Raw genomic sequence first — 15,251 nt, 5'->3', positions numbered from 1 at the left:
GGCGGGAGAGGTGATCACCCTTTTGAACCGCCGGACAAAGCCAGATGGCGATGAAGAAGACCAAGCCGTGATTCTCCCCCTCCACTAGGAATTACGGTTACAGAGCACTCCCTACATCGCCTTATCGGCCTCCTACCCCGCACCATCCCCCCCAATCCCCTCCAGCAACGCCCCCCTGCTCCCCCACCCAGAACCAGTGATCCTCCCCCCTCCCCTCGACAAACCGCGCCCCCCGGTATCCGCGCCGCCAGATACCGACCGGCCTCGATCCGCACGGCCCGGTCACCCCTGCGGTGCAGGACCAGCGTCTTGGCCGAGACTTTTGACAGCAGCGGCCGCACATCGGCGTCGCTCAGCGCTTGCAGCAGGCCGGCGACCGCGCCGGGGCTGGAGGCGGCCCGGAGCAGGCCGGCCCACCAGGCGCGCGCCTGACGGTCGGAGGCCCGGCGCGAAGGTCTCGAATGGCCGCCTTGCCAGTCCTGCCAATTCGAAAGTCCGACCTGCTGCCAGGTCTTGACGAAAATCGGTGCGCCTGACACGAGGGCAAATGGGGCATTCGCGCCGTGGACGACGAGCAGGCGGTGGGCAAGCTGTGAAGCGCTTTTTTCGATTGCTTGCCGCTGTGGTCATGGCGTCCGGCGTGGCCGGGTGCACCAGCGTCTCCTACTACGCGCAGGCGCTGGAGGGCCATGTGCAGATCATGGCCGCGCGGAAAAATGTCGGAAAGCTCATCAACGATCCCTCGACGCCGGAGGCATTGCGCGCGAAGTTGACGTCGGCGAGCGCCATGCGTCGCTTCGCCACGGATGAGCTGGCGCTGCCCGATAACAGCAGCTACCGCAGCTATGTCGACATAGGTCGGGACAACGTGACCTTGGCCGTTTTTGCCGCGCCGCAATTCTCGCTCACGCCGATAACATGGTGCTTTCCGGCCTTCGGCTGCGTTCCGTACCGGGGTTACTTTTCCCGGAAATCCGCAGCTGAAAGTGCTGCCGAACTGCAGCAACAAGGCCTGGACGTTTACGTGTCGGGCGTCACCGCCTATTCCACGCTTGGCTGGTTCAGCGACCCGCTGCTCAGCACCATGCTGCGTCAGGACGCCATGTATCTCGCAGGCCTCATCTTCCATGAACTGGCGCACCAGAAAATCTATGTGAACGGCGACTCCGCGTTCAACGAGGCTTTCGCGGTCGCCGTCGAAACCACCGGGGTGAGGAAATGGCTGCGCGCCACCGGCAATCGCGCCGGATTGCGCAGTTACGAAATCGATCGCCAGCGCAAAGCGGATTTTCTCGGACTTATAGCGAAAACGCGGGACGAGTTGAGGCAGGTCTATGCCAGCCCCCGCACCTCGCAGCAGATGGCGGCCGCAAAAACAGCCGCGATCGACAGGCTGCGGGTGCGCTACCGGCAAATGCGCGACAGGCGCTGGGCCGGATACCGCGGATACGACGCCTGGTTCAATAGCCCCATCAACAACGCAAAGCTCGCCGCGACTTCCGTCTACGGCGAACAGGTTCCGGCGTTCCTTCGCCTTTATGACTTGTGCTCAGGCGATTATCCAAGGTTCTATGCTTCCGTTCGGCGGATCGCGGCATTGCCCGAGCCTTCCCGTGCGGAGGCACTGAGGAACGCGACGACGTGTAATTGACGTCGACCAGCACGGCGGCCGGCCTCGCAAGCTCGGCCGTGACCAACGCCGGTTCTGGCCGACAGGCGCGGCAGCGGGGCCTGCCTCACCGTCCGCTCGTCATCCCCCCAATCCCTCCAGCAGCACCCCCTGCTCCCCCACCCAGAACCAGTGGTCCTCCCCCCTCCACCTCGACAAACCGAGCCCCAGGAATCTTCGCGGCCAGATACCGCCCGGCCTCGATCCGCACGGCCCGGTCACCCCTGCGGTGCAGGACCAGCGTCTTGGCCGAGACCTTTGACAGCAGCGGCCGGACATCGGTGTCACGCAGTGCCTGCAGCAGGCCGGCGACCGCGCCGGGGCGGGGGGCGGCCCGGAGCAGGCCGGCCCACCAGGCGCGCGCCTGGCGGTCGGCGGCGACGCTGGGCGCAAAAGTTTCGATTTCGGCCGGGCCGCCCCAGCCGGCGAGCAGGCGCTGCTGCCAGAGGTCGTATTGCGCCGATGTCAGCGCGAAGGGATAGTCCGGCGTGCGACTGCCCTTGGCGAGCGAGCCCCAGAGAACCAGGCCGATCAGCCGGTCAGGGTGGTCGACGGCAAAGCGGATGCAGCCCGGCCCACCCTCCGAGGCGCCGACCAGCACGGCGCGGCGGCTGCCGGCGGCATCCATCACCGCCAGAATGTCGCGCGCGGTGGCTTCGACTGTCGGGCGGGCGCCGACGCGGTCGGACAGACCCATGCCGCGCCGGTCGAACAGAATCAGCCGGCCGAGCCGAGATACTGAATTGAGCCAGGCGCGGCAGCTCCGGTCTTCCCAGATGCGCTCGACATGCGAGATGAAGCCGGGCACCAGCACGATATCGGCCGGGCCGCTGCCGATGGTCTGGTAGGCGATATGGATGCCGTCCACCGCGACATAACGGGTTCTCGGCACCTCGGCATCGCTCGCGCGCAGCAAAGCGAGCGTGGCGGGGTCCGGCGCCACGCCGAGTTCGTCGCGCAGCAGCCGCGTGCAGATCTCGCCCTGGCGCTCGGCCGCCGCCCGGTCGCCGGCCGCCAGATGGGCGCGGATCAGGTGGCGGTGCGCGCTTTCGCTCAAGGGATCGAGGGCGGCAAGGCGGGTGGCGTGCAGCACAGCGCCGCGCGCATCGCCCCGGCCGATCTTGGCTTCGACCAGCCGCTCCAGCGTCTGCACCAGCCGGCTGCGCAAGGCCTCGCGGCGGAAGAACACCCATTCCTCGAATTCCGGACAATCCGGCAGCGAGAAACCGGCGAGATAGTCGCCGGCGTAGAGGCCGGCGGCATCGTCGAGAAGACCGGCGTCGCAGGCGTGGTCGAAGGCGCGCGAGTCGGCCTCGATGGAGACCCCCGGGCGCAGGCTGAGCGATGCCGCGCTGGCTGCAATGACTTCCTCGCCGAACGCAATGCGGATCTTGTAGAGCGTACGCCGCAGGCGGGCGCGGGCGGCTTCCGCGTCGGCTTCGGGCCACAGCAGCGTGGCGGCGACCTCGCGCGCCACTGGCCCGCCGGCCTCGGCGAGATAGATGACCAGCGCCGCCGCCTTGCGCAAGGCGAGCTCCACCGACCGTCCGTTCAGCCGGAACTCCGGAAAACCCAGAAGTCGGAGTTGTATCAACTCCATCGAATCCGCACGCGGCCGCCCGGTCAGAGGACGTTGAGGGGACGCCGGCCTTCTATCCATCCCCGCGAATTCGAGCCGATCCGGCCCGATCAACTCCCTTGGAGCGAGAAATGTCACCGGTCAATACATCAAGCCATCGCACATCAGAACCGCTAGCCGACGGCGTCCCGGCCGCCGGGCATGGAGGCTGAGCCATGTGCCAGACCTGCCTCTCCTGGTATGCGCGCTGCGTTGCCCCCTATTTCGTCCACGTCGGCTGTTCGGCCGGAGCTTTCACGCATATGCGCAGGCGCGTCATCCCGAGGGCCAAAGGTGTCGTCGTCGAAGTCGGCTTCGGCTCCGGCCTCAACCTGCCCTATTACGATGCCGCCAGGGTGGAGCGGCTGATCGGCGTCGACCCAGACGGCACCATGCTTGGCCTCGCCGCACCGAAGAGCAGCGCCTCGCCCTTCCCGGTCGAATGCATCCGCGCCGGCGGCGAAAGCTTGCCTTTGGCCGATGGCTTCGCCGACACGGTGGTCGTCACCTATGCCTTCTGCACCATTCCCGACCCCGAGGCCGCGCTCGGCGAAATCCGCCGCATCCTGAAGCCGACGGGCGGGCTGATCTTTATCGAGCACGGCCAGGCCGAGGGGCCGCGCTGCCGCCGGTGGCAGCAGCGCCTGAACCGGCTGTGGGGATCGATCGCCGGCGGCTGCCACCTCAACCGGGATCCGCTGCGCCTGATCGGCGGGGCGGGTTTTCGACTTATCGAAGTGCAGCACGGGCGCTTCCCACTGCCCCTCTGGCAATTGGGCAGCCACCACGCCGGCATCGCGGCGGCAGGCTGAGCGGTCTTCACTGGTGCCTCACCAGAAGCCGACGAGCGACCTCAGTATGGCGGCCGGGCCAACCGCCTCGCGGCAGGTCTGGCGAAATCCGGACCGGCCCGTGGCATCCAGCACGTCGTCGTCGACGGCGCGCAGGATGGCGCGGGCATTGCGCCATCCCATCCTGGCCAGCGCCGATGTGAGCTCGGCGCGCGCGGGGTCGAAAATCTTCTCATCCGCCGGGCTTTGCGCCGGGTCAAAATCATTGCTCGCGCCGAGCGTGTGCCTGGGGAGAGCCACCACCCGGCGGTCATCGAAGACCGAGGCAAGATCGAGAAAACGCAAGGTCGAACCGAGACACTCGGCCGGTTCTGAAACCAGCTGCTCATAGCGCACAAAATGCACCGGCGCGCCGGAGCGGCGAAGCGCATCCATGGCGAAATAGAACTGGTTCCAGTAATCGGCCGGCGAATGGAACCTGTACTCCATGCGCTTCGGCGCGGTGAAATCCTGCCTGACGTCGAAGGACTGCGTGAGAAACGAGCCGAGATTGCCGTTCGGCTTGAAAATCGTATCGTTCCTGGCAAGGCGGAACCACGACAGGATCTGGCTGACGGGATCCTTGCTGAGGACGACGATGGGCAAGTCGCCATACTGAATGTCGCGCCCGTTCACCAGCGCCGGAAAGACCCCGTGCTTCCAAAAGCCGTGATCGAAGACGATTTGCACCCCGAGGTAACGTTCGAGCAGATATTTCGCCAGATTGGTGCCGGAACGCGGCGTCCCCATCACCCGCACCGCAACAGTGCCGGAGCGCTCCCGCGCGCCGCCGAGCGTCGACATATCGACAATGCTTCCCATCACGCCCCACGAAATGCCGGTTGGTCGGCGGCCAATGCGCTGGGCTGCCTGACCTGCCCTGCCGCCGCCGGCCCGTAAATCCTCGGCGCGAAATCGTCGAAGGCGATCTCAGCGACAGGGTCGGTCTCAGCGTCGGCTTCCGCGACAGCGTCGATTGCCGCGACGTGGTCGACAATGGTCGCGAAAAATTCTCGCTCGCGGATCGGGCGGTAGCGCGTCGCGATCGTGTGGCGCAATTCCGCCAGCCAGACCGGATCGGTGCAGGCCTTGGCGACCGCGGCACACCAGCCTTCGACGTCGTGCGCGGGAATGGTCGGCATCAGCCCTTGCGTCGCCTCCGTCAGCGAAGGCGCGTCCGAAATCAGCACCGGCAGTCCGAAATCGAGGCACTCGGCGGCGCCCAGCCCCCAGCCTTCGACCGCTGAGGGGTAGACGCTGAATTCGGCGTCCCGGTAGAGTTCCGCCAGCTCCCGGTCGCTGAGGTTGGAGCGAAACTGGACATGCTCGGCAAGTTCGGGATGCTCAGCCATGAAGGCGGTGAGTTCCTCATACATCCAGCCCCAGCGGCCGCACAGCACGAGCGTCGGCAGCCGCTCTCCTAGCAGCGGCAAGAGCCGCTGCCAGACCTTGAGCAGCAGGATGTGGTTTTTGCGGATCTCGATCGTCGAGCAGTAGAGGACGAATCTGCGGTTCCGGTTTTGCCGCTCAGTGGACATTTCCCGGTCGCTGACGCCTTCCCTCAGGAACGCGCCGGGCGATGCAACCGCGACCCGCGGGACCCGGCCAATGCCGGAGGCCTTGGCATGGCATTTCACCCTGTCGGCGGTGTATTTCGACACGCAGACCAGCAGCTGCACATTGTCCAGCTGCCATGCCGTGTTGCGCACGAAACCGCGCGCGTGATGCGGACCGACGAATTGCGGAAAATCGATCGGAATGAGGTCGTGCATCAGGGTGAAGATGCCGCTTTTTGCTTTTCTCCTCGCGAACTTGCCCGAGGCCAGTTCGTGGACGCTGGCGCTGGACAGAAAGCAGATGGCGTTTTCGTCTTTCAACGGATCGCCGCTATCGAGCCTGCTTGGGCGCAGCGCCGACTTCACGATCTTGAACAGCCGGATCGCCGTTTTCGACAGCTGAAACTTGACCCCGCGTCTCTTATCGGACCCCGAGAGGAAGATCGCCGCCACGCGATCGAACTCGCGTCCGGCGGCGAAGGGCGCCGCCCGCATGATCGACAGCACTTTCCACAGCCGCGCCAGATACGAGCTTCCCTCGCTGCCAATCGGTTGCAGCAGGTCGCCGTCGACCAGCCGACGGAGATAGCGAAGTTCCGTTTCATCGAGCCTTTGACCGTGCCCCCAGGCGTCGACGATGAAGAAGCCGACCGGCGAACCCTTCCATCGCAGCGCCTGACGGATGAGCGCCGTTTCGACGCGCGGGATACCCACTGGCGGATGCGGCCCCCAGCGAAACGGCAGGGAGGGATCATTATACAGTTTTTTCAATGGTTTACCTTCGAGGGTTGCTGCACCGAAAATCAACTCGATCCGGAGGCAACGAAATCCGTCGCGGCCAAAGCCGCATCATTTCGGCCGCATCATTTCGGATTGTCTTGCCTTGTTCCGAGGCCCGAGGATCGGAAATGATCGTCCTCAGGTGTCAATTTCATGTATGCGGGAAATTTACCCACGTCAAGAGCACACAGTTGACTTATGGGTAATTTTCCCACATGTTGAGTCCGTCAGCGACTGCGAGAGGAAAGGAAGCCAGGACATTCCATAGGATTCAGCGGACCGTCCGCCCCCCGTATGGTCCGCGGAAAGCAGCCGTACCAAAAAAAGCTTACGCCCCAACCCAACGAGCCCCGTACGGCTGTGCCGGCCGGTTCTGTCTATCGCAAAGGACGGACCGGCCGGATCGTTGCTTCCTCCAGAACGCTGGCAGAAGCGCGAGGGGTGTTCCCATGCGAAAATGCGCAAAGCTAAGGAAATGGAGGCGTTCAGCGTTTGCTGAAACGATGGACCATTCCGCCGCGCCACAACGGCCAGCCGTTTGCGCTGCCCCTCATCTGGCTGCCGCCATCTTCTCCCCGTAAACGGGGCGAAGGACGCTCCCATCTCTGCTTTCGCCAATCATCAGTACTGCTGAGATGGCGCGGCATCGAGGCGAGCCCCTCTCGCCCCGTTTACGGGGAGAGATGTCCGGCAGGACAGTGAGGGGCAGCGCCAACGCCGGAGATTTGCTGCTAAGGCGCGCCCGGCCCACCAGGGCCGCCTGGTCCCCCGGCCCCCCCAGGTCCGCCCGGTCCAGTCGGTCCCCCCGGCCCGGTCGGTCCCCCCGGCCCGGTCGGTCCGCCGGGAGGCGGACCCGGCGGCATGCCGGGCTGGTTCGGTGACGGCCCGCCGGCATTGTGCCCACGCGACGCCGAAAGGACATTGCCCGCGCGATCGAACCCGACCTCGATAAACGCCCGGACGGCAGCCGTCGATGTCACATCGCCGTTCTGATTGTCGACGGCGATGCCCAGACCCGATTCCAGCCGATGTCCGCGGCGCTGCAGGAACGTCTCGTAGAGAACATCGGCGACATGGGCCTGCGGCACCGGTGCTTCCGCTTCCAGATGCACGATCTTGTATCCGTCCGTGGCCTTGGCGAGGGTCAGTTGCACGCGTCGATTTGCCAGCGGCGATGATCCCTGTCCGATCTTCAGCCGCCCGACCAGCAACGCGCCCGACCGCACCACCGCCAGGCCGCGAACCAGATAATGCGTTTCATCCGGCCTGGCCTCCACCAGGCTGGCAACGATTTTCCCGTCGGGCCGGCGAATGCCGTGGACGGCGACGATATCGCCCACCCCGACCGTCGATGCCTCCGCAAGCTGGCTGATGTCGACCTGCTGTCCCAGCACCCGCATCGAGCCGGCGGTCTTGCGCTCGACCGGTCCCACAACCTCGCTGGTAACATGGATGGCGGAGGTCATCACGCGGTCGGTCTTTTGGACCACCGCGACGCGAACGACATGCCCGACCTTCAGCCTGTTCGAGGCGACACGGACGCCGTCGACCCAGACCGGCACGTCAGGCTGGTACTGAACCCGTACGCCGTTGACGAAAATGCTGCCGAAGCGCTGGATCGTGCCGACGATGCCGGTGCCGCCGATGCCCTGGTCGCCCTCGGTCCCCGCTGTCCAGCCGGTGCCGCCAACGCCCTGGTCTTTCGGCTGTTCGGTCGCCCGCGCGAGCAGGCTGAAGAACACCGCCGGCACGGTGGCTGCGAGCGTCAGGAAACCCCGTCTCGTCGGCCTGCCGCTCATGCCGTCTCTCCGCCGGCATCCTTGATCTCAGGCGATTCCTCGGCAACCAGCGACGTGCCGTCGGCGGTGAGGATATAGACGCCCCAGTTCCAGCGGCTGTTCCCGCCCGGGTCGTTTTGAATGGCCTGGTTTGCGTATTTGTTGAGGCGCAGCAGCGTTTCGACCGCGATCTCGCGGCTGTAGGCCTCGAGCGACCGGGCAAGCTCTTCCGACAGCCCGTCATAATGGACGGCGCGCTCGAGGAAGGGCGGAGCGTCAGCCAGAACGTTCTCGACCGAGGCGGCCGCATGATCCCCGAGATTGCGGGCAAAGTAGTAAAGCCGGACCTCGCCGTCGCCGCGCGGCACCATCGCCCCTTCCATCAGGACGATGCGATCCTTGCCGTCGATTTCGACCAGCTCTCGGTCGAGCCAGTCGTCGAGAACGGCGCGCGGCCTGAGATCGCGGGTAACCGATTCCACCAGGCCGGCAAAGGACGGCTCTCCCGCCTCGCTCGTCCGCGCCAGCGGCAACGGCACGCCCTTGGCGTCGACGAACAGCGGATCGGCCAGCCAGCGCGCGACGATGGCGCTCGTCCGGGACACGGAATCGGGCACCACCCGCACCGGCGCGCCCGCCCCTCTCAGCCGGCTGACTTCCTTCCTGTGGACGCCCGTCAGCAGGCTGACCCTGGAGTCGGTCTGCTGCTTGTCGGGCAAGGCGAATTCATGCTCGGCCACATTGACGTAGAGTTGGCGCAACAGATCGACGAAGGCCGGAAAGGTCACCCCGCACTTGATGGCGAGCCGCACCAGCGGGCGAAGAACCCGGTTCAACGCGCCCTGGACGCCTGCGGCATCCAGATATTGTCCCGCCGATTTGCTCATCGTCGCCTTCACTTCTCAATCGCGAGATCGATCATCCATCCCTCGGAAATTCCTGCCGAAAATAGCTTGTGGGAAATGCTTCCACAAGGGCGCCGGCCAAAGAAGCGACATCGGCGGTCCTTCTGTCGCGTAGTTCGGTTGCCCGCACCCCGATGGGGAAAGACATCTCGACTTGGCCAAATCATCTTGGTTTACGCCAGTTGACACGTGTGAAATTTTCCCACAACTATACCAAGCGGATGTAACCACCAGACCATGCTCGTCCAGGAGAAGCCTTTTGAAGAAGCCTTATGTCAGACCAACCATCGTTCGGGGCGGGGGGATTTTCGAAGAAACGCCTGATGAAGTCAGCGGCGCCGGCGCATACGCCGGAAATGGAACGCATATCGATCCGGTTATTTCCATAACCGCCGACATTGTCTCGTCCTATGTCTCGAACAATCCCATTCCCGCCGCCGAGCTTCCCGACTTCATCGGAAAAATACACGCATCGATCCGGAATATTTCGGATGGCGTTGCCGATGGCGGGCCTGACGAGATCAGATATGCCGTCCCCGTGAAAAAATCCGTCACGCCGGATTTCATCATCTGCCTGGAGGACGGCAAGCGTTTCAAATCGCTGAAGCGGCATATCGAGACGAACTATGGCCTGACGCCGGACCAGTATCGAAAGAAGTGGAACCTGCCTTCCAGCTACCCGATGGTGGCGCCAAACTATTCCGCAACGCGCTCGAAACTCGCCAAATCCATGGGGCTGGGCCGAAAACAGAAATAGACCGTCGGAAGCGCGGCGTGGCGCACCACCCTCACCAGAAGCCGATGAACGACCTCGCTATCGCCGCGGGACCAATCGCTTTCCGCCAGGTTTTGCGAAATCCGGCCCGGCCGGTTGCATCGAGCACGTCATCGTCGATGTCGCGCAGGATGAGGCGGGCATTGCGCCATCCGATCCTGGCGAGTGCCGATGCCAGATCCGCGCGCGAGGGATCGAACGGACCCTGCTTGGCGGCCGGGCCCGTCGGCCGGTCGATGTCATTGCTCGCGGCGAGCGCATGCCGTGGGATGGTCACCGTGGCGCCGGCGTCGAAAGGCGGGGACAGGTCGAGAAAACGCGAAATCGAAGCGAGGCAAAGCGCCGGCGTCGAAACGAGCTGCTCGTAGCTGACGAAATGCACCGGCGCGCCGGTGCCGCGCAAGGCTTCCAGGGCAAAGTAGAACTGGTTCCAGTAATCGGCAGGTGTGCGGAACCTGTAGGTCATCCTGGGCTGCGTGAAATCCTGCCTGATTTCGAAAGGCCCGCTCAAGAACGGACCGAGATGTCTGGCCGGCCTGAAGAGGCTGTCGTTCCTGCTGTAACGGAACCATGACAGAAGCTGGGTAATGGGATCCTTGCTCATCACGATGATGGGCAAGTCGCCATATCCAAGGTCGCGTCCGTTCATCAGCGCCGGAAAGATCCCATGCTTCCAAAAGCCCTGGTCGAAGACGACAGGCACGCCGAGATGGGTTTCGACCAGGAGCTTGGCGAGATTCGTGCCGGACCGCGGCGTCCCCATGATGCGCACCCGGGCGGCATTGCCGCCAGGCTGTGTCTGCGATCCGCCAGGAGTCGAGCGCGTCATAGCCCCCTCACAGCGCCAGGCTCCCCTGCTCCACCTCCTCGGCGTTGGGGTCGCCGGGGGCCGTGGCCCAGGCCAGTTCGACCAGCGTCACGGTGCGCTTTCCCGTGCCGTCGAGCTGGCAGACAATCAGGCCTTGCTCCTCGATATAGGTCAGGAGACGCCGGGCGCGGCGCAGCGAGTGCGAACCATAGGCGCGCGCGATCGCGGCGTCGCTCGGGCAAGGCCAGCCCTCCTTGGCCGCTCGCGCGATCATCATAAACACGCCCTGCATGTCGTCGGGCAGCAACGACGCGCGGACGGAAACGTCCCGCCAGGCGTCGTCTCCCGCTGCCATGTCGGAGCCGAGGCCCGCGCGGGCGCGCGTCAGCATGCGGCGGAACTCCGGTAAGTCAGGCACGACAGAGGCGAGGCCCTCTATGCGGCAGCGCACCACGAATTCCTGGTAGAGCACGCCGATCACCCGAAACCCTGCATCGGGCTGCGCCAGAATGGCGCGCAGCACGCGGTCCACCCGCTCGCGCCGCTCCGCCAGGTCCTCGGCGCTGATTTGCGGCTCCGCCGGTTCGGGGCGGATTTCCAGCGCCGCCGACTTCGCCGCCATCAACTGGTCGAGCAGGTCTGGTGACGCCACGCGGCGCGGCGCGCGCATCGTCTCGGGCGGGGGTGCCGCCAGGATGATGGCGCGGGCGTCCTCGAGGGCTGCCTCCGGCATGGCCATCAGCCGTGGCGTGCCGTTGCGCGGGCTTGTATCGGTCGGGCCGATGCGCAAGCCGAGCGGCCGGCGCGACAGCGCGGGGCCGAGCGCCATGAACTGCCCGCGCTCCAGGTCGCGAAAAGCCTCCGCCTGGCGCCGCTCCATGCCGAGCAGATCAGCGGCGCGCGCCATGTCGATGTCGAGGAAGGTACGGCCCATGAGGAAATTGGAGGCTTCCGCCGCGACGTTCTTGGCGAGCTTGGCCAGCCGCTGCGTGGCAATAATGCCGGCAAGCCCGCGCTTGCGGCCACGGCACATCAGGTTGGTCATGGCCCCCAGCGAGAGTTTTCGCGCTTCGTCGGAAACCTCGCCGGCCACAGCCGGCGCGAACAGCTGCGCCTCGTCCACCACCACCAGCATCGGGTACCAGTGGTCGCGGGCAACCTCGAACAGGCCGCCGAGGAAGGCGGCGGCGCGCCGCATCTGGTTCTCCGCGTCGAGCCCTTCGAGATTGAGCACGGTGGAGACGCGGTGGATGCGTGCCCGCTCGCCGGCCGCCTGCAGGCCGCGCTCGGTATGCTCCTCGGCGTCGATCACCAGATGGCCGTAGCGCTCGCCCAGCGAGACGAAGTCGCCTTCGGGATCGATGATGGTCTGCTGCACCCAGGGTGCGCTCTGCTCGAGCAGCCGGCGCAACAGATGCGACTTGCCGGAGCCCGAATTGCCCTGCACAAGAAGGCGGGTCGCCAGCAGCTCCTCGAGATCAAGGTTCGCTGGGGCGCCCGCATTGGTGTGTCCCATCTCGATCGCAACGGTCATGTCTCGACTCAAAAAGGTCTCCTGCGCGGCATGGGGCTTAGCAACCCAGGTGCTGCCCGTCGAGCGCCTATGGCCGGCCGTGCGGTGTTGCACACAGCTGTGAGCGACAACGAAGAGCCCGAAGGGTGGTTGCCGACCTGTGGATAGTAACCACCTGTTTACCATGGGCCGGTGTTCCGATTGAAGCCGTCCGGCATCCGAGTAGCCTGACCTTGCACCGCGCCCCAAACGTGATGCACCCCAACGCCCCAAACGGCGGCCGGCGTTTTCAAGTTCATTTTGTGTATACGCCGGTCGTCAGTTTTTTCACCCCTAGGCAAATTCGATCCGTCATTGAGCCGCCACTTTATGCCGGTTAGCATGGGTTGGGCTTATCGGGGTTTTGCATGGCGGGTTGGCATCGCTTTGCTTTTTGCGCTGCATGGCTGCTGCTGGCGCTGCAGGCTTTCGTGCTGGCATGGCCGGCACGGGCCGATGACGTCAGGCCGTTGCGCGGCGTGGCACTGGTCATCGGTGAATCGCAATACCGTTCCCTGCCCGCGCTTCCCAACCCGGCCAACGATGCGCGCGCCGTCGCCCAGCTTTTGACCAGCCTAGGCTTCGAGGTCAGCTCCATTCCCGATGGCGATGGGCCTCGCCTGGCGCGCGGCCTCAAGCATTTCGTCGAGGACGCGGCCGGCGCCGATGTCGCCCTGCTCTACTATTCCGGCCACGGCATCGAGGCCGGCGGCGAGAATTACCTGGTGCCGGTCGAGGCGGACGCCTCCTCGCTTGCCGATCCGGCGAATCGGCTGGTGCCGGTCTCCGCTCTGTTGGCTGAACTCAAAGCCAGAGTGCCGGTGGCGATCGTGCTGCTCGACGCCTGCCGCTCCAACCCGTTTCCGCTGGACGCGACGCTAGCCGCCCCGTCCGGGCCGGCGCCGGTCGCCGCCGCCGGGCTCGATCTCGCTCGGGGTGCGGCTCCCCTTGCGGATGCATCCGGCGCGCCGCAGAGCTTGGGCGAGGTCATCGGCTTTGCCGCCGAGCCCGGCCATGCGGCGCTCGACGGGGAGCCCGGCGGCAACAGCCCCTATGCCGCCGCCCTTTTGAAACATCTCGCTGCCGGCGGCTTCGCCTTCGGCGATGTCATGACCATGGTTGCCGAGGAGGTCTATGTGAAGACCGGCGGCCGGCAATTGCCCTGGACGAACGCCAGCTTGCGGCGCCTGCTCTATTTCGGCCAGGCGCCGGAGGAAACCGGCAGCGACGAGGCCTCGATCCGTTCCGCGCGGCGCAAGCTCCTGCTGACCATCGCCGCGACACCGGCCGGGCAGCGCTCGATGGTCGAGACCGTGGCGGCGCAGAACGAGGTGCCACTCGACCAGCTCTACGGCATGCTCGGCGCCTTGCAGGTCGACACATCGGCCGGACCCGCCGATTTGCAGGCGCAGCTCGCGGCGGGTGCACAGAAGCTGCGCGAGATCCTCAACCGCCACGACACCGAAACCCGGCAGGATCCGGAATTGATTCGGCTTTCCGGCCTTGCCGACCGCGCGCAATCGGAAGGCGCGATCAATTTGGCGCTGACCTTCCGCGCCAGGGCCAGCGCCCGTGCCGAGGAGATCAGCAAAGAGCTCGACGAGGCCGAGGCTGATATCAGGCAGAGGCGGCTGGAATTGGCTGGCACTTTCGCCGACCATGCCCGCACCGCGATCCTCAACTTCGACTATCGCACCGCCGCCGAGCGTTACGAGGACGCCTTCCGCCAGACCGAGCGCTGGGACCCGAAGGCCGCCTTCCTCTACAAGGTCTTCGAGGCCGATGCATTGACCGACCAGGGCATGGTCAAGGGCGAGAACGCGGCACTTCAGCAGGCCGTCGATGTCTACGAAGCGGCAAAGCTTCTGCCCGGCGTCACTGTTTTCGGCGGCCCCGCCGGCGTCGCCATCAACGAAGGCATCACGCTGACGGCACTGGCCGAGCGCGAGAACGGCACCGCGCGCGTCGAGCAGGCAATCGGCGTCTATGAAGATGCGCTCAAGGTCTTCACCCGCAAGCGCAATCCGCAGGAATGGGCAACGGTGCAGATCAATCTCGGCAACGCCTACGATCTGATGGCCCAGCGCGCCGGTGGTATGGCCTACTACAACAAGGCCATAGAGGCGTTTCGGCAGGCCCTGAAAGTCTACAGGAAAGAGATCGACCCCGACGCCTGGGCGGGGCTGCAGAACAACATCGGCAACGAACTCTCCGCCATGGGGGATGCAGGCAATGCGAAGAAGAACCTGAGCCAGGCGATCGAAGCGTTCCATGGCGCGCTGACCGTCTGGACGCGCGAGAAGGTGCCGGTGCAATGGGCGATGGCCGAGGCCAATCTCGCCGTTTCGATGCGCCAGCTCGGCGATCTGCAGGATGGCACCGAGATGCTCGAGGCGTCGGTCGCGGCGTTCGAAGATGTGCTCGAAGTCCGCACGCGCGACAAGCAGCCCGTCGATTGGGCATCGACCGAAAACAACCTTGGTGCTGCTCTGTTGGCGCTTGGCCAGCGCGGAAAGGGCTCGGACTATTTCAGACAGTCGATTGACACGTTCGACAAGGCGCATGAGGTGATCACCCGGGCGCGCGATCCCTTCACCTGGGCGACCATCACCTACAATATCGGCCGCGCCTATCGCTTCATGGGAGACGCCGAAGACAGTGTGCCGCTCTACCGCAAGGCGCTGGAGCAGATGGACCTGGCGCTCACCGAACTGAAGCGCGACAAATCGCCGGTCATCTGGGGCAAGACCCATTCTGTGCGCGGCGAAATCCTGCTCGCCATCGGCACCAGGACCCACGACAAGGCCAGCCTTCTGGCCGCCCGCGACGCCTTCATCGCTGCCCGCGACATCTTTCGCGAGCAGCAATATTCCTCAGGCTTCGAAGGGTTCTACGAGAAGGAACTCGGCCTGGTGGAACAACAGCTAGCGCAGGCGAAGTAAGCGCAGGCCGCTCAGGTCGTGTCATTGGCACAGAGCGC

At 65.2% G+C, this 15,251-nt stretch carries 11 protein-coding genes and 1 pseudogene; 4 read left to right on the top strand and 8 right to left on the bottom strand.

Going from position 1 to position 15,251, the window contains the following annotated elements; genetic code table 11:
* Window positions 1–14: 14 nt before the first annotated feature.
* Window positions 15–443 (bottom strand): annotated as a pseudogene (locus tag HGP13_RS37895) (hypothetical protein); the annotation flags it as partial.
* Between the two features lie 185 nt (window positions 444–628).
* Here HGP13_RS37895 and HGP13_RS15415 point away from each other — a divergent pair.
* Window positions 629–1,651, top strand: coding sequence for an aminopeptidase (locus HGP13_RS15415; protein ID WP_246707454.1), 1,023 nt, complete (start codon window positions 629–631; stop codon window positions 1,649–1,651).
* An 85-nt stretch (window positions 1,652–1,736) separates the two neighbouring features.
* Here HGP13_RS15415 and HGP13_RS15410 read toward each other — a convergent pair whose 3' ends face one another.
* Complete coding sequence (locus HGP13_RS15410; RefSeq protein ID WP_348648970.1) at window positions 1,737–3,263, bottom strand: alpha/beta fold hydrolase; 1,527 nt, start codon at window positions 3,261–3,263, stop codon at window positions 1,737–1,739.
* Between the two features lie 200 nt (window positions 3,264–3,463).
* Here HGP13_RS15410 and HGP13_RS15405 point away from each other — a divergent pair, with 200 nt between their 5' ends.
* On the top strand, window positions 3,464–4,099 hold the full coding sequence (locus HGP13_RS15405; RefSeq protein WP_172226827.1) for a class I SAM-dependent methyltransferase: 636 nt from the start codon (window positions 3,464–3,466) through the stop codon (window positions 4,097–4,099).
* Window positions 4,100–4,117: 18 nt separating this feature from the next.
* On the opposite strand, the gene HGP13_RS15400 is transcribed toward HGP13_RS15405, so the two are convergent.
* The 4 genes from HGP13_RS15400 to HGP13_RS15385 form a co-directional block, all read right to left on the bottom strand.
* Window positions 4,118–4,939: a hypothetical protein gene (locus HGP13_RS15400; RefSeq protein ID WP_172226824.1), complete on the bottom strand. Its 822-nt coding sequence runs from the start codon at window positions 4,937–4,939 to the stop codon at window positions 4,118–4,120.
* Window positions 4,939–6,444, bottom strand: a complete 1,506-nt coding sequence (locus HGP13_RS15395; protein ID WP_172226820.1) for a glycosyltransferase — start codon at window positions 6,442–6,444, stop codon at window positions 4,939–4,941. The genes HGP13_RS15400 and HGP13_RS15395 overlap by 1 nt, the downstream gene beginning before the upstream one ends.
* 740 nt (window positions 6,445–7,184) lie before the next feature.
* Entirely contained in the window at window positions 7,185–8,252 is a 1,068-nt protein-coding gene (locus HGP13_RS37575; RefSeq protein WP_210267856.1) for a DUF5666 domain-containing protein, read from the bottom strand.
* The gene (locus HGP13_RS15385; RefSeq protein WP_172226817.1) at window positions 8,249–9,118 is read right to left on the bottom strand and encodes a DUF6502 family protein; all 870 of its coding nucleotides are present in this window, start codon (window positions 9,116–9,118) and stop codon (window positions 8,249–8,251) included. Before HGP13_RS15385 ends, HGP13_RS37575 begins: the two co-directional genes overlap by 4 nt.
* Before the next feature lie 385 nt (window positions 9,119–9,503).
* Between HGP13_RS15385 and HGP13_RS15380 the strand changes: the two genes are divergently transcribed.
* Complete coding sequence (locus HGP13_RS15380; RefSeq protein WP_172234724.1) at window positions 9,504–9,893, top strand: MucR family transcriptional regulator; 390 nt, start codon at window positions 9,504–9,506, stop codon at window positions 9,891–9,893.
* A 31-nt stretch (window positions 9,894–9,924) separates the two neighbouring features.
* On the opposite strand, the gene HGP13_RS15375 is transcribed toward HGP13_RS15380, so the two are convergent.
* Both HGP13_RS15375 and HGP13_RS15370 read right to left on the bottom strand, forming a co-directional pair.
* The gene (locus HGP13_RS15375; RefSeq protein ID WP_172226814.1) at window positions 9,925–10,740 is read right to left on the bottom strand and encodes a hypothetical protein; all 816 of its coding nucleotides are present in this window, start codon (window positions 10,738–10,740) and stop codon (window positions 9,925–9,927) included.
* Between the two features lie 7 nt (window positions 10,741–10,747).
* Window positions 10,748–12,253 (bottom strand): ATP-binding protein, encoded by a 1,506-nt coding sequence (locus HGP13_RS15370; protein WP_172226811.1) that lies wholly within the window; start codon window positions 12,251–12,253, stop codon window positions 10,748–10,750.
* Between the two features lie 386 nt (window positions 12,254–12,639).
* Between HGP13_RS15370 and HGP13_RS15365 the strand changes: the two genes are divergently transcribed.
* Window positions 12,640–15,213: a caspase family protein gene (locus tag HGP13_RS15365; protein ID WP_172226808.1), complete on the top strand. Its 2,574-nt coding sequence runs from the start codon at window positions 12,640–12,642 to the stop codon at window positions 15,211–15,213.
* The last annotated feature ends 38 nt before the right edge of the window (window positions 15,214–15,251 follow it).

Origin of the sequence: Mesorhizobium sp. NZP2077 (assembly GCF_013170805.1) — a bacterium.
In the GTDB taxonomy this organism is placed as follows: Bacteria; Pseudomonadota; Alphaproteobacteria; order Rhizobiales; family Rhizobiaceae; genus Mesorhizobium.
The sequence above is the reverse complement of the archived record's forward strand: the minus strand, read 5'-3'. Positions and strand labels throughout refer to the sequence as shown.